This window comes from Colwellia sp. NW0002-52-1 (assembly GCF_057550865.1).
The window spans coordinates 24,155-39,325 of the sequence record NZ_BAAJLU010000023.1 but is presented as its reverse complement, the minus strand read 5'-3'; the positions used below and the strand labels follow the sequence as shown (position 1 = coordinate 39,325).

Below are 15,171 nucleotides of genomic sequence, written 5' to 3'. Positions count from 1 at the left end.
CATCAACAAGTGATGCTGCTCAATGAATTCTGTCGTGTTAATTAATCCCGACTAGGAATTAACTAACCACATAAAACGTACCATTCAATCCGAAGATTAAATAATACTTATTTTGTGTTACATCATATTAAGCTGTTTTGTGTTACCCGAAGGTAACTATGTAAAATCAACGTTAATGTGAGTGTCCACACAAATTGCATGATAACTAATTGTTAAAGAATGCTAGTTTAAACTCGAAGTAAAAAACTAACCGAAACAAAATCTCATTCGCTTTGCTTCGTTGCTTCAGGCCTTGCCTGAAGCGAGATGCGCATTCTACGCAACTCTGTTTCAATGTCAACGTTTTATTTCGTTTTTTTTAAACTTTCTTTTCAGAAGATTCAAACTTAACTTTAAAACGTTAAGTTAACTAAATTGGCCTAAACCGTGTTAGATAACTTATTAAAACAGCCCGTTGGGGTTACCCCTTGGAACTGGAGCGCATTTTAGAGATTTCTCGCCCCACGTCAACACCTAAATGCAATTAAATTACAAAAAGATGTTTGTTTGCTTTTTATTTGTACAACCCTTACTGTGGTTGAGTTTTTAATGTTCGATACGTTGAATAATCACACGACTTTAATTGATATTACATAGGTCTTGTTGTCATTTTTATATGCTCGAATAAAACTATTTAGATGAATATCGCTATTTCATGACTTGTTTTGCTAATATATCTTCATCAATCATTAGAAAGTCTTTTATATATGGATAATAATTTTCGTAGCTACCGTGGTATTTCACCTTTACTAGGTAATGCAGTTTATGTCGATCAGTCTGCTGTACTTGTTGGTGACATTACTTTAGGTGCCGATACCAGTGTTTGGCCTTTGGTCGCTGCCAGGGGTGATGTTAATAAAATAACGATTGGTGTTAGAACTAACATCCAAGATGGTACGGTTTTACATGTCACTCGCAAAAGTGAAGGCAACCCGACGGGAAATCCCTTAATTATTGGTGATGATGTTACTGTAGGTCATAAATGTATGTTGCATGGCTGTACTTTAGGTGATCGTATTCTTGTTGGCATGGGCGCTATTATTATGGACGGTGCAATTGTTGAGAGCGATGTTTTTATCGGTGCTGGCAGCTTAGTACCCCCAAACAAAACATTAAAGAGTGGTTACTTGTATGTAGGTAACCCGGTTAAACAGGTAAGAGAGCTAAAAGAAAGTGAAGCTAGCTTTCTGAAGCAGTCAGCCATTAATTATGTGGAATTAAAGGCTGAGTATCTAGCACAGAGTTAGTTAGCAATTATAGTTACTTCATTTCAATATGAATTTCATCGCCTTCTGGCTCATTTTTCTCGAGCCAGAGTTCGGTAACTTCTTCTAAATCATATTTAGTACAGTTATTTATCTCGGTTAACTGCTTTAGCTGCATTGAATGAAAATATATCGTGATTCTTTGTCCTGACAATTGCCCAGTAAAAGACCAAGCGTCATGCGCTTTGTTAAACTGTAAGTCATCATTAAATATAATAGCTTGGTTCATGTGATTACTTCTCTTTCTTTAGCGTTACACTAATTGTTCTCTTAATGATTTAAGTATAGGTTCTACTTCGGGGTTAATATCGGTCCATAATTGAAAGCTTGCAGCAGCCTGCCCTACTAACATACCTAATCCATCGATAACATGTTCAACACCAAGTAAACGGGCTTGTTGCAGAAATGCGGTCGGCTTTTTACCATATACCATGTCGTAACATGTACTGGCGTTTTCAATGGTATTATTTGATATGGGTAGGCTATCGCCAGATAAACCGGCAGAAGTCGCATTGATAATAATATCAAACTGCGAGTGTTCGGTATCAGAAAACGTCACCGCTTTAATTGGCTTGTTTGGGTATTGCTCAGCGATTGCCTCGGCTCTGCTTAATGTTCTATTGGCAATTGTTAATGATTTTGGTGCTTTATCTAATAATGCTTGTACTACTCCTTTTGCTGCCCCACCGGCACCTAACAATAAAATATGGCTATCTTGCAAGGTAACTTGATGTCGGAGCAAATCATTGACTAGGCCTATACCATCGGTGGTGTCTCCATAGATAATCCCTTTGGTAAAAATTAAGGTATTAACCGCGCCAGCCAGTTTGGCTTTCTCGCTAAGTTCATCACACATTGCAAATGCTTGCTCTTTGAATGGTGCAGTTACATTAGCGCCTTTACCATTATTCGCAATAAGATTATTCACCGCTTTTTCAAATTGTCCTAATTCGACTAATTCACTTTGATAATTTAATAAGCACTGAGATTGCGCGGCAAAACTTTGGTGTATGAAGGGAGATTTAGATTGGGCAATAGGATTGCCAAATACACGATATTGATCCATGAGGTTTCTAGCTTTTTTATAGCATAAGTGTTTAACCTAAGATTAACGCAGTTATGAAAAGATAGAAACATAAAAGCAGTAACACTATTACTGCTTTTTATATCAATTTCGCTTACTTTAGAATTTATAACCTAACATTAACGAGTAAACCATAGGGTCAATATCTATATTAGCTTTACCGATACTGTTGCCAGCGACATCAAATGTTGCCTCAGTATTAATATCAATATAGCGAATAGAAGCATTTAATGACCACTTTTCATCTAATTGATAATCCGCGCCAATTTGAACTGATAAACCAAATGAGTCATCCAACGCTAAGTTACTTAATCCTAGTGACTCAGGTCCTGCTGAAAATTCTTCGTCAAAAAATACCGTGTAATTTAAGCCAAGACCTGCATACGGTTTAAACGCTGAGTTAGTATCAAAATAATAGAGCGCACTCAATGTTGGAGGTAAATGCTTTATTTGGCCTAAATTTGCACCGTCAACGCCAAGCACTGAGTTTTTATCTTGAATGGTAATATCATGCTCAAATGGCGTTGCAGCTAGCAGCTCAATGGCCCAATTTTTATCAAAGAAATAAACAAAATTAAGACCAAGTTGGGTATCGTCACCATTTGTTAAAGTCATAGTTGAATCAGCGCCGCCTAACATAATACTTGATTGCCCATTATCTGGGTTAACCAGTGTTGCACCACCACGAACTATGATGTCACCAGCTTGGTTTGCTAGGGCAAGTGGAGAAAGTGTTATAGCAGAGAAGATTAATCCCTTAATAATTGAAGTTTTCATGAAAGCATTACCTTTTGTAAATATGAAATAAACTATTTGTTCAATAAGGTAATTTTACGACGAGACGATATTTGATAAATTGATCTGGCACAAGGTTTGTAGAAAACCTGTTATAAAAGCGATTGTTTTTTTGATCTGAAGCATAGCTCAATAATCTAAACGTAAAGCCCAAATAGCAATTTTACTATTTGGGCCATAAAGTAATTAACTTTAATTAAGCCAGTCTTGTGGCACTAAGTAAGGTAGTAATGCCGCTTCAGGACTATCGGGATCAGCCTGAAAATTATATTCCCAACGCACCAACGGTGGCATTGACATTAAAATTGATTCGGTTCTGCCACCTGATTGTAATCCAAATAGTGTTCCTCTATCGAAAACCAAATTAAATTCAACATAACGGCCACGTCGATAAAGCTGAAATTGACGATTGTTTTCATCGTAAGGTGTGTCTTTGCGTTTCTCGATCAAAGGTACATAAGCATCAATGAACCCAGCACCGATGGCCTTCATGAAATCAAAGCATTGAGTAAAGTCCCACTTGTTAAGGTCATCAAAAAATAGCCCACCTACACCACGGGTTTCATTACGATGCTTTAAGTAGAAGTATTCATCGCACCATTTTTTATATTTAGGGTAAACATCATCACCAAAGGGGTCGCAGATATTTTTTGCCGTTTGATGCCAATGCACCACATCTTCTTTAAATGGGTAAAAAGGTGTGAGATCAAAACCACCACCAAACCACCAAACGGGCGCTTCGCCTTCTTTTTCAGCAATAAAAAACCTAACATTTGCGTGTGATATTGGAATAAAAGGATTTTTGGGATGAATAACTAATGAAACACCACAAGCTTGCCATTTTCGACCGGCTAACTCTGGGCGATGTGCGGTTGCAGATGGTGGTAGTTTATCACCAGAAACCACAGAAAAATTTACGCCACCTTGCTCAATTACCGAACCATTGGTTAGCACACGTGTTCTACCACCGCCGCCTTCTTCACGTACCCAGTTATCTTCAATAAACTTACCGCTACCGTCAGCCGCTTCTAAAGAAGCACATATTTGGTCTTGCAAGGATTTTAAAAATTCAATTACAACATTAATATTTACAGTGCTCATGAGCGAATAACTTCTCCAGATAATGCATCAATAATAGTAGAGGGCTTTTCAAAGCCTAAGGTTTTACCTTTAATAATAAAATCAATTTTAGCAGCAAGATCATGAGGAATATCTTGCCATGTTTTAGCAGGAGATTGCCCACTTAAGTTAGCACTGGTTGAAACAATGGGTTTGTTCGTTGCTAAACAAAGCGCCACAACGTCTGGTTGGCTAGTTACACGCACCGCAATTTTATCAAAGCGACCAGTTAATAAAGCAGACGTATTGATATTTTTAGCCACTAACTGCGTAATACCATCAGGCCAACGAGACAGCACAGCAAAACGTTTATCTTGTGGTATTTGGTCATCGTCTATATAAGGTAAAAGCTGTGAATAGTTACCAGCAAGCAGAATCAAGCCTTTATCTGCTGGGCGTGATTTAAGCGACAATAGTTTTTCAATTGCTTGGTTGTTATCCGGATCACAGCCTAAGCCAAATACAGACTCGGTTGGGTAAGCTAAAACCCCACCCTGTTGAAATGTTTCTAATGCTGTAGCCATTGGTTTGATTATATATAAAGTAAAAAATTAATTATCGAGGATTATACGTTCTTTAACCATAAACTACATACTTAGAAATAAAAAAACGGTATACGTTAATTAAACGTTTACCGTTATGAGGATAAGTTTTTAGCTTGTTGCCAACTTAAGCTTCAGATAAGGCTTTAACTTTCTGACGCAAGACAAACTTTTGTACTTTACCGGTAGAGGTTTTGGGTAAGTCACTAAAAACGATAGTTTTGGGCACTTTGAAACTTGCCATATGGTTACGACAGTGCTGTATAACCTCCTGCTCTGATAATGTTTTTCCTGGCTTTAATCCGACAAAAGCACAAGGAGTTTCGCCCCACTTTTCATCTTTTTTTGCGACTACAGCGGCTTCTAAAATAGCTGGGTGCATATAAAGTACACCTTCTATTTCGACCGATGAAATATTTTCGCCGCCTGAGATAATAATATCTTTAGAGCGATCGCGAATTTCAATATAACCATCTGGATGCTTAACCGCTAAATCGCCAGAATGAAACCAACCTTGGGCAAATGCTTCTTCCGTTGTCGTTGAATTTTTTAAATAGCCTTTCATGGTAGTGTTACCACGAAACATAATCTCACCCATAGTTTCACCATCTGCAGGTACGGGCTTCATGGTGTCGGGGTCGAGTACGTCGACATCCTCTTGTGTCGGGTAACGTACACCTTGACGCGCTTTTAATGCTGCTCGTTCATCATCGCTTTTGTCGTTCCATTCATCTTTCCATTCGCTAACCACACATGGACCATAAACTTCTGTTAAGCCATAACTTTGGGTGATTTCAATGCCAAGATTCTCAATCCCCTTAATTACTGCTGCAGGTGGTGGTGCGCCAGCCGTCATCGCTTTCATATTTTTAGGTAATTTTTCTAGCAGGCTTTTGTCAGCATTTAAAATCATATTTAGTACAATCGGTGCACCACAAAAGTGACTAACATTATGATCGATCATCGCATTTACTATCGCGCCTACTTCTACTTGTCTCAAGCAAATTTGCGTGCCACCAACCGCGACTATAGTCCACGGAAAACACCAACCATTGCAGTGAAACATTGGCAAGGTCCAAAGGTAGTTTGTTTTGTTATTAGTTGGCCAAATAAAATTATGACCTATGGCATTAAGGTAAGCACCACGATGCGAATAAACTACGCCTTTAGGATTACCTGTAGTGCCAGAAGTATAATTCAATGCTAATGCTTGCCATTCATCATGCACAAAAGATTGTGAAAAATTTTCATCGCCTTGAGCTAGTAGCGCTTGATAATCCATAGTACCCAGCCTTTCACCACCAAGGCCTTCTACATCATCAATATCGATAACCAGTGGGTTACGTGTAGAAAGCGCTAATGCTTCTTTAACTACACACGAAAAAGCAGTATCTGTTAACAGCACATCACATTCACCATGATCTAAAATAAAAGCAATATTTTGAGCATCTAAACGAATGTTAATAGCATTAAGTACCGCACCTATTTGTGGTACAGCAAAATGAGCATCGAGAAATTCAGGTATGTTAGCCGCCAAAATACTCACAGTTTGCCCTGGCTTAACACCCATTTTAATTAAGCTTGATGCTAATCTGCGAACATTTTTACGGTATTGTTGATAAGTAAATTTTTTCTTACCATGAATAATCGCTATTTTGTCTGGGTAAACATCAGCCGTTCTATTTAAAAAATTAATCGGTGTTAATGGCTGACTATTTGCTGCAACTTTATCTAAGCCTTGGTTGTAAATATTACTCATGACCTTCCTCTTTCACTTATCACGGAGACAGATAATTAAGACTGTTCAATAATCAGTATCCGACTCACCCTGAAGCTGTTTAGCTATATTTAGCGTTTATACACAAAATTATCATACGCTGAAAATTAAAATAAAAAATCATCCTTTGGTCTATATATCTTCTTCTCAATTTACTGCCGCAAAATTAAGTTAAAAAATTAAATAAAGGCCGACATTTAACGCTTAACTAAACACAGTTATAAATAGTCACCATAAATACCGTTAACGATGAGAGTAAGTGACTTTTTAACACTATGCAGTTTTATAGAATATTAGTGATAGATTTCTCGTTTCAGAAAAATTATAAACACGGTATAATCTGCTATTAAATTTCACCTAATGTTAAAGTCACTCTGCTCGTAATAACGTTAGGTTTCTATTCACATTATCAAAAGGCATATCGCACATGAAAGTTGGAATTATTATGGGTTCAAAATCAGACTGGCCAACCATGCAGCATGCTGCGCAAATGTTAGATTTATTTAATGTTCCATATGAAACAAAAGTTGTTTCAGCACACAGAACACCACATTTATTAGCAGAATATGCTGAAAGCGCCAGAGATAGAGGCATTACAGTTATTATTGGTGGTGCTGGTGGCGCTGCACATTTACCAGGCATGACCGCAGCTTATACTAGCTTGCCAGTATTAGGCGTACCGGTTCAATCAAAAGCATTAAGTGGCCAAGACTCACTACTTTCAATTGTACAAATGCCTAAAGGTATTGCCGTTGGCACATTAGCTATTGGTACTGCCGGTGCAGCGAATGCTGGTTTATTAGCTGCTCAAATTATTGGTACCTTTAACCCAACAGTACAAGCTGCAGTTGAAAAATTTAGAACAGAGCAAACACAAACAATTCTTGATAACCCAAACCCTGCTGAATAAGGCCAGTTCAATGAATGTTTTAGTATTAGGTGCCGGACAACTCGCACGTATGATGGCCTTAGCTGTAAAGCCTTTAAATATCAATATACGTGCTTTTGATGTTGGTTCAGGTAATGTGGTTGATCCGCTTTCAACCAACATAATTTTTGGTGATTTAGCACAAGGTATTGAGTTCGCAGACTTTATAACCGCTGAATTTGAGCATATAGATCACCAAACTCTGGCTGTTTGCGAAGCATCAGGAAAATTACGTCCCTCAAGCCAAGCAATTAAAGTGGGTGGCGATAGACGTTTAGAAAAAGACTTATTGATAAAATGTAATGTTGCCAATGCTAAACACCAAATTATCGAAACCAGAGCAGACTTTGACCAAGCGTTAGATAACTTATCTTTTCCGTTAATTTTAAAAAGTGCTTTGGCGGGTTATGACGGTAAAGGCCAATGGCGCTTAAAAGACAAGTCGAATGCAGACAATATTTGGCTCGATATTAAAGCTTTTTTTGATGGTGGAGAGCAAGGCGTTAAACACGCGGTAGTTGCTGAACAAATGGTACCTTTTGATCGTGAAGTTTCACTAGTTGGTGCTCGTGATAGCCAAGGTAATACCCTTGTTTATCCGTTAACTGAAAACCACCACACTCAAGGTGTTTTAAGTGTATCAATTGCGACACAAGTTGATGAAAACTTGCAGGCGCAAGCTAAAAAGGTGTTTGATAGTATCGCCAATGAGTTAAATTATGTCGGTGTGCTTGCAATAGAGTTTTTCCAAATTGGTGAGCAATTATTGGTAAATGAACTTGCGCCTCGAGTTCATAACTCAGGACATTGGACTCAACAAGGCGCTGATACATGTCAGTTTGAAAACCATTTACGTGCAGTTTGTGACTTACCTTTGGGCAGTACTGAATTAATTCGCCCTTCTGCTATGATCAATATATTAGGTGAAGATGAAGTCCCTAATGAAATACTAAATGTAGCTAGCACCTCTTTGCATTGGTATGGAAAAAGCAAACGCGCCGGTCGAAAAATGGGCCATATTAATGTTTCTGGAAATTCTGAAAAACAGTTAGCCGAACGTTTAATGTTGTTAGCAGATATTTTGCCAGCAGCCGCATTTGATGAGCTTAAACCTTATGTTACGGCCTATCAAAATAAATTAAATTAAAGCGCTATAGAATCACGCCATAAAAAAACCAGTAATTTGCTGGTTTTTTTATTATCAAACGACTACGTTTTTCTGAAAATGACTACAAGGTTTAGACGCACATTGTAGTTTTTCTCCTGCTGACATTTGTCTTTTCAATAACAAACCAAAACCACACTTTTCACACTCGCCGACTACTGGTTCATGATTAACGACAAATTTACATTTTGGGTAATGATCACATGAATAGAATGTTTTGCCAAAGCGATTCACTTTTGATTGTAAGTTACCTTTTTTACACTGTGGACAGGTTACATTTTGTTGCTCAAGCTCGTTGTTATCTTGTGCAACAATATGATGACAATCAGGATAATTTGTACAGCCAATAAACATTCCGTATCGCCCTTGCTTAACCGCAAGTTCATTACCGCATTCAGGGCATTCGCTACCAACTAAGACTTTGTCTTCTACTCGTTCATGTTCTACAACCGCACGAGTATGCTGACAAACAGGATAAGTAACACAGCCAAAAAACGAACCTGATTTACTGTGTTTGATAACCAGTTTAGCGCCGCAGTCAGGACAAGTTTCATGGGCTTTTTCTAAGGCATGTTCATGACGTGAAAATAAAGGTTTTTCGGGATTAGACATAATAGACACCTAAAAAATTAGAAGGCTATTATGTCATATATTAGGGTGTTAACTGTAGCGTAATTTTCCAACAAGCAGCGCCAGCAAAAAATCACTTAATGCAATGGACCTTCTTGCTCATCAAAAATAAGGTCTTCCATTTGAGAATAGGCGTTTTCTTTTCCCGGCACATTAAATAGCACCATCAACACTACCCACTTTAAATCATCAATACTAAAGAACTGAGTATCTAACTCCATTACACGATCAATCACCATTTCGCGCGTGGTAAAATCTAATAAATTTACCTGCTCTAAAAACATTAAGAAGCCGCGACACTCTACATCTAAAATTTGGTTTTCTTGTGAGGTATAAATCCTAATTGATTTATTTCCCACTCGTGTTAAATAAGGATAAGCCTCAGTGTCTTGCAAGGCAGCCAATTTTTCTAGCCAAGCAAGTGCTTTATAAATTTCATCTTGGTGAAAACCAGCACGTGTTAATTCATCAGTCAGTAATTCATGGTCTACCATGACATCAGCTTCACTATGAATATAATTTTCAAAAAGATACATCAAGATATCAAACATAACTAGCCCCTATTTAATTTAAGGTACCCCCCTGGTACAGCAGATACCAGTCCCCTAAGTTCAAGCACTGTTAAACGAGTTAGCACTACATCTATAGGTAGTTTACTGCGTGAAACTACTACATCTACCGGTGTAATTTCATATCCCACACTAGCTAACATTGAATCGTTACACAAGTCTTGTTCTTTACTTTTTTCTATCGAAGTATCTTTCTCTTTGTTTCTACTTAAGTTTAGACCGTTTGACGCAATGTCTTCAAACTCTTCTACTATATCGGCAATACCTTCAACAAGTTTAGCACCTTGTTTAATTAACCAATGACAACCTTTAGCCTGCAAGTTATAAATCGAGCTTGGAACAGCAAATACCTCTCGTCCTTGTTCTAACGCACAACGTGCTGAGATCAAAGAACCGCTCTTCATTGAAGCTTCAACCACAATAACCCCTAAACTTAATCCGCTAATTAAGCGATTTCTTTTAGGAAAGTGCCCCGCTTTAGGTGCAACGCCGGGAGCAAACTCACTAATAATTAAGCCTTTATTTTCAAGAATATCTTTTTGTAATGCTTTATGTCGAGCCGGATAGACTAAATCTAAACCTGTGGCGACTACGGCAATCGTAAAACCTTGATTTTGCATAGCACCTAAATGGGCTTGTGCGTCAATACCTAATGCCATACCACTAGTAACCACAAACTGGTCAGTTAGTTCGTTTGCTAATTTGTTGGATATTTCGCGTCCTGAAACGGTAGCATTGCGGCTACCAACAATAGCCATTTTAGGTAATAACAATAAGTCGGCATTACCTCGAATGAACAGCACTACAGGGGGATCATAAATTTCTTTTAACAATTGCGGGTATGCTGGTGAGTCAAAGGTCAATATTTGGCTTTGACATAGCTCAGAGTCAGTAATTATTTTTGAGAACGCTTGCCAGTCAGGCGATGACACGGCAAGTTGTTGGCGGCTGGTTAAACCTGAAAGGGTTAAATCAACTGTTGTTGAAAATAAAGTCGTTAAACCATATTTTTCAACTAAGGCAATTTTTTTATGACTGGCTAGCCGTGGAATTGCTTTCACCGCTAACCAGTAATGTGCTGTTGTTAACACCAATGTTTCATTGTTGTTATTGTTACTTGCCACCTTCTTCTCCTTAAGAGGGGCCAACTTATAGGTTACGGCGCGGTAACTCCATCAAGCACACGAAGAGGCGTTTCAGAATTAAGTATTAATGCCATACTGACCTTATCGTAAACTCTAAATACCATTACCTGCCCTATTGCTTCCGCCGGCATATCGTAATCTGAAAGATTATTGCTAGATAACTTATTCCAGCGTGAAGTATCTTCTGTATATTGTGGACCATTGTCTGTTTCGACTACCGCAGGACTTTTTCGTTTAACTGTAAGTACATCACCAACTTGTAAATTTTGGCTCTGACCTTTATTAATCATTACCACATCAAACTTTGCAAATTCACGCAATTTAGCTAATGAACTAACAATCAGTCCGCTTAACTCTTCAGGCGCTGCACGCATGGTAAAAATAGAAGGAAACTGCTGATCTTTATTTACCGGAATAACAAAAGCACCAGAGCGAATTTCACGCGTTGCGCCATCAATATAAATAGTGCTAGGTTGCTTTTTGCTCATATCTCCTGTTTGTGTTGCCTTACCTGTACCAACGAGTTGGATGTTATAACCAAGGTTTTCATTAGTTTCAGGATCAACAATGGCGTCACCTTTATTGTAAATACCATAGCTTTGACCAATGGTTAGGTCACTATTAATATAAACTTTAAAACCGTCAATGCTCGACTTGTAGCCTTCGTCACTACCAATAATGTAAGGTAGCGCTTCTAATTCAGCTAAACTTTTTACACTATCGTAGCGAATGTACGGTGCAATGGCATGCAATGGCAAAGTACTCACTGGATTTTGATCTTTTAACTGTTTACGAATTTTAGGCGACCATTTAAGTTCAGGCTTGCCTTTAACCAACATAGGTTGGCCATTTTCGTCAAAAACGAGTCGTAATTCATCACCAGGATAAATTAAGTGTGGGTTATTTATTTCTGGGTTCAGCCGCCATAATTTAGGCCACAACCACGGTTGTTTGAGAAATACACCTGATATATCCCAAAGAGTATCTCCTTTCTTAACAATATAAGATTTAGGAGCATCTGACTTAATGGTTAGCTCATCAGCCAGTATAGAAACTGACAAAGTTAAACCAAGTATCAACGAAAATATTCTTATTAGCATGTTAATCTGCCTATTATTCTAGGTTTTATCCTAAACCACTATGATTAATTATAATTAATGGCTAAAATTGAAACATAACACTCTATGCGAAATTTCGCGAACTCTTTTGATAAATTATGGCTATTTTACCTGTATTACGATTTCCTGATGAGAGATTAAGAACCAAAGCACAACCCGTAACTGAAGTTAATGATGAAATTCGCACTATTATCAGTAACATGTTTGAAACCATGTATGATGAAAATGGTGTAGGTTTAGCAGCAACTCAAGTTGATATTCACCAAAGAATTGTCGTTATCGATGTTTCTGAAAACAAAGAGCACCCTTATGTCTTAATAAACCCTGTTATTACGCGTAAAAGTAAAGACACGCTTGTTAATGAAGAAGGTTGTTTATCGGTACCTGGCTGCTATGCAAAAGTTGACCGTAGTGTTGACGTTACCGTGACCGCCCTTGATGAAAATGGTAAAGAGTTTTCTTTAGATGGAGAAGAACTTTTAGCGATATGCATTCAGCATGAGCTAGATCATTTAGATGGTATTTTATTTGTTGATTATTTATCACCTCTAAAACGCCAACGTATCAAGAAAAAGCTAGAAAAAGAAGCTCGCTTAGATAAAGCAAACGCTTAAGCTTTTTCAAACGTACAACAATTTAACTCAATTGCATTTTGGAAACACTTTTGTCCAACGACTTAACTCAACCATTAAATATTATTTTTGCTGGCACCCCCGATTTTGCTGCGCAGCACCTCGCAGCACTTATTCAATCGCAACATAATGTCGTTGCGGTTTATTGCCCACCAGATAAACCTGCTGGGCGGGGTAAAAAGCTCACCGCTTGTGCTACCAAGTTATTAGCGTTAGAAAATGATATTCCTGTTCAGCAGCCTGAAAACTTTAAATCTTTAGAGTCACAATTAAACTTAACAGCTTATCAAGCTGATGTAATGGTTGTGGTTGCTTATGGTTTACTTCTGCCAACAGTAATTTTAGAAACCCCAAGGTTAGGTTGTATTAATGTTCATGGTTCTATTCTACCAAAGTGGCGCGGTGCAGCGCCTATTCAGCGCGCATTAGAAGCTGGCGACGCCATAACAGGTGTTACCATAATGCAAATGGATAAAGGCCTAGATACTGGTGATATGATATTAACCGCTACTTGTGACATTACTTCAAATGACACTAGCGCCAGTTTATACACTAAATTAGCAGCTCTTGGTCCAACTGCGTTATTAGAAACGCTAACATTAATGGCTTCAGGTGAATATAAGCGCGAACCTCAAGACAATACTTTGGCTACACATGCAGCTAAGCTCGATAAAGCAGATGCTGAGTTAAATTGGCAGCAACCTGCACTTGTACTTGATCGCAAAATAAGAGCTTACATTCCATGGCCTGTAGCACAATTTACTTTTAATGAAAACGGCACCGAACACCGTATTCGGGTATTGCAAGCAAGTGTGGTAGCGCTTGAGCATAAACAAACCCCAGGCACGATTATTAGCGTGGATAAGCAAGGTATTGTGGTTGCCACCCATAACAATGCCCTTAGGCTTGAAACTTTGCAATTACCCGGTAAAAAAGCCTTAGCCGTAGCCGATATACTCAATGGCAAAGCTGAGTGGTTTACTAAAGGCCAATCAATCAATGGTCCAACTCCCCCTCAACAAGAGCTAACTTAATTATGGCCGCTAATCTCAGAGCCCTCGCTGCACGTTGTACCTTTGCTGTTGTTGATAAAGGAAGAAGTTTATCTGACGAGCTACCCCAACAAATTGCAAAAATAGATATTAAAGACAAAGGCCTATTGCAAGAGCTTTGTTATGGCGTATTAAGGCATTTACCAGAACTTGAGCATGACGTTCGTGACTTTATTAAAAAACCACTCACTGGCAAACAACGAGTTGGACACTTTTTATTATTGGTCGGCATTTACCAAATAAAATATACCCGCATACCTGATCACGCCGCTTTTAACGAAACAGTTTCAGCCTGTAAGCCTTTAAAGTGTGAGCACTTAAAAGGGGTTATCAACGGTATATTAAGAAATTTTCAACGCCAGCAAAAACAATTACTCGAACAAAACATTCAGCCCGATACTAGTAAACTACCTGCGGCCGTTACATTTAACCACCCGTCTTGGTTTATAAAAAAGTTACAACTGAGCTACCCTGAGAGTTGGCAAGATATTCTTAATGCCAATATGGAAAGACCACCTATGTGGTTGCGGGTAAATACCTTACATCATAGTCTTGAGCAGTACTTGCTGTTATTAGCTGACACCGATATTAAACATGCCTATATTGATGAAAAATCATCAGCTATTCGATTAGTAGAAGCTGTAGACGTAAACAAACTCCCTGGGTTTCAACTTGGTTGGGTATCAATTCAAGATGGCGCAGCTCAACAAGCAGCTCACTTACTTGACTGTCAGCCTAACGATAACGTTTTAGATTGCTGCGCGGCTCCCGGTGGCAAAACTTGTCATATCCTCGAGTACAGTCCAAAAATTAAAGCCATGACAGCCTTAGATATTGAAGCTACTCGGTTACTGCGAGTGCATGAAAACCTTCAACGCCTAAACTTACAGGCTAATGTTATTGCAGGTGATGCCGCTTCTCCTGAAAAATGGTGGGATGGGCAACTGTTTGATCGAATATTGCTAGACGCACCTTGTTCTGCCACTGGTGTAATTCGCCGCCACCCAGATATTAAATGGCTACGCAAAAGCCAAGATATAGAAGTGTTAACTGACTTACAGCAAGATATATTAAAAAACATATGGTCTTTGCTAAAACCCGGTGGTACTTTGCTATATGCTACATGTAGTATATTACCTGAAGAAAATAGTCAGCAAGTTCAGCGTTTTATTGATTTAAACCCTGATGCAGAACACATTGCAATTACCGACAACGCGAACGATATAGGTTGGCAGATATTAACCAACGAGAATTCGATGGACGGTTTCTTCTACGCTAAATTAGTTAAAAAACAACCATAAAAGCTATCTT

General features: G+C 38.4%; 16 protein-coding genes. 6 read left to right on the top strand and 10 right to left on the bottom strand.

Translation table 11 applies throughout. The features are described from left to right. Positions 1-746 precede the first annotated feature (746 nt). Positions 747-1,286 carry a gamma carbonic anhydrase family protein gene (locus AC27H3_RS16620; protein WP_487107888.1) on the top strand — a complete coding sequence of 180 codons (540 nt, stop codon included), beginning with the start codon at positions 747-749 and terminating at the stop codon, positions 1,284-1,286. A gap of 13 nt (positions 1,287-1,299) precedes the next feature. Here AC27H3_RS16620 and AC27H3_RS16615 read toward each other — a convergent pair whose 3' ends face one another. From AC27H3_RS16615 to AC27H3_RS16590, 6 genes are all read right to left on the bottom strand, one after another. Next, on the bottom strand, positions 1,300-1,533 hold the full coding sequence (locus AC27H3_RS16615; protein WP_487107887.1) for a hypothetical protein: 234 nt from the start codon (positions 1,531-1,533) through the stop codon (positions 1,300-1,302). Between the two features lie 24 nt (positions 1,534-1,557). Beyond that, a complete protein-coding gene (aroE, locus tag AC27H3_RS16610) occupies positions 1,558-2,370 on the bottom strand; it encodes a shikimate dehydrogenase (RefSeq protein ID WP_487107886.1) in 813 nt (270 codons plus the stop codon). A 117-nt stretch (positions 2,371-2,487) separates the two neighbouring features. Next, positions 2,488-3,165 carry an OmpW/AlkL family protein gene (locus AC27H3_RS16605; protein ID WP_487107885.1) on the bottom strand — a complete coding sequence of 226 codons (678 nt, stop codon included), beginning with the start codon at positions 3,163-3,165 and terminating at the stop codon, positions 2,488-2,490. A gap of 210 nt (positions 3,166-3,375) precedes the next feature. Next, entirely contained in the window at positions 3,376-4,284 is a 909-nt protein-coding gene (hemF, locus tag AC27H3_RS16600) for an oxygen-dependent coproporphyrinogen oxidase (protein ID WP_487107884.1), read from the bottom strand. After that, positions 4,281-4,826, bottom strand: coding sequence for an L-threonylcarbamoyladenylate synthase type 1 TsaC (gene tsaC, locus AC27H3_RS16595; RefSeq protein ID WP_487107883.1), 546 nt, complete (start codon positions 4,824-4,826; stop codon positions 4,281-4,283). The genes hemF and tsaC overlap by 4 nt, the downstream gene beginning before the upstream one ends. Positions 4,827-4,971: 145 nt before the next feature. Continuing rightward, entirely contained in the window at positions 4,972-6,603 is a 1,632-nt protein-coding gene (locus tag AC27H3_RS16590; RefSeq protein WP_487107882.1) for an acyl-CoA synthetase, read from the bottom strand. A 445-nt stretch (positions 6,604-7,048) separates the two neighbouring features. Between AC27H3_RS16590 and purE the strand changes: the two genes are divergently transcribed. Together purE and AC27H3_RS16580 are read left to right on the top strand one after the other, a co-directional pair. Next, positions 7,049-7,531: a 5-(carboxyamino)imidazole ribonucleotide mutase gene (gene purE, locus AC27H3_RS16585; protein ID WP_487107881.1), complete on the top strand. Its 483-nt coding sequence runs from the start codon at positions 7,049-7,051 to the stop codon at positions 7,529-7,531. 10 nt (positions 7,532-7,541) lie between these two features. Then, positions 7,542-8,696: a 5-(carboxyamino)imidazole ribonucleotide synthase gene (locus tag AC27H3_RS16580; RefSeq protein WP_487107880.1), complete on the top strand. Its 1,155-nt coding sequence runs from the start codon at positions 7,542-7,544 to the stop codon at positions 8,694-8,696. Positions 8,697-8,750: 54 nt separating this feature from the next. Here the strand turns inward: AC27H3_RS16580 and AC27H3_RS16575 are convergent, their stop codons facing one another. The 4 genes from AC27H3_RS16575 to AC27H3_RS16560 form a co-directional block, all read right to left on the bottom strand. After that, the gene (locus AC27H3_RS16575) at positions 8,751-9,326 is read right to left on the bottom strand and encodes a DNA topoisomerase family protein (RefSeq protein WP_487107879.1); all 576 of its coding nucleotides are present in this window, start codon (positions 9,324-9,326) and stop codon (positions 8,751-8,753) included. 95 nt (positions 9,327-9,421) lie between these two features. Further along, the gene (locus AC27H3_RS16570; protein WP_487107878.1) at positions 9,422-9,895 is read right to left on the bottom strand and encodes a DUF494 family protein; all 474 of its coding nucleotides are present in this window, start codon (positions 9,893-9,895) and stop codon (positions 9,422-9,424) included. Between the two features lie 2 nt (positions 9,896-9,897). Next, entirely contained in the window at positions 9,898-11,037 is a 1,140-nt protein-coding gene (dprA, locus tag AC27H3_RS16565) for a DNA-processing protein DprA (RefSeq protein ID WP_487107877.1), read from the bottom strand. A gap of 32 nt (positions 11,038-11,069) precedes the next feature. Beyond that, positions 11,070-12,158 (bottom strand): LysM peptidoglycan-binding domain-containing protein, encoded by a 1,089-nt coding sequence (locus AC27H3_RS16560; RefSeq protein WP_487107876.1) that lies wholly within the window; start codon positions 12,156-12,158, stop codon positions 11,070-11,072. A gap of 116 nt (positions 12,159-12,274) precedes the next feature. Between AC27H3_RS16560 and def the strand changes: the two genes are divergently transcribed. From def to rsmB, 3 genes are read left to right on the top strand one after another with little or no spacing between them, the layout of a single operon-like run. Then, a complete protein-coding gene (def, locus tag AC27H3_RS16555; protein WP_487107875.1) occupies positions 12,275-12,790 on the top strand; it encodes a peptide deformylase in 516 nt (171 codons plus the stop codon). 50 nt (positions 12,791-12,840) lie between these two features. Continuing rightward, positions 12,841-13,842, top strand: coding sequence for a methionyl-tRNA formyltransferase (gene fmt, locus AC27H3_RS16550; protein WP_487107874.1), 1,002 nt, complete (start codon positions 12,841-12,843; stop codon positions 13,840-13,842). Between the two features lie 2 nt (positions 13,843-13,844). Further along, positions 13,845-15,161 carry a 16S rRNA (cytosine(967)-C(5))-methyltransferase RsmB gene (gene rsmB, locus AC27H3_RS16545; protein ID WP_487107873.1) on the top strand — a complete coding sequence of 439 codons (1,317 nt, stop codon included), beginning with the start codon at positions 13,845-13,847 and terminating at the stop codon, positions 15,159-15,161. The last annotated feature ends 10 nt before the right edge of the window (positions 15,162-15,171 follow it).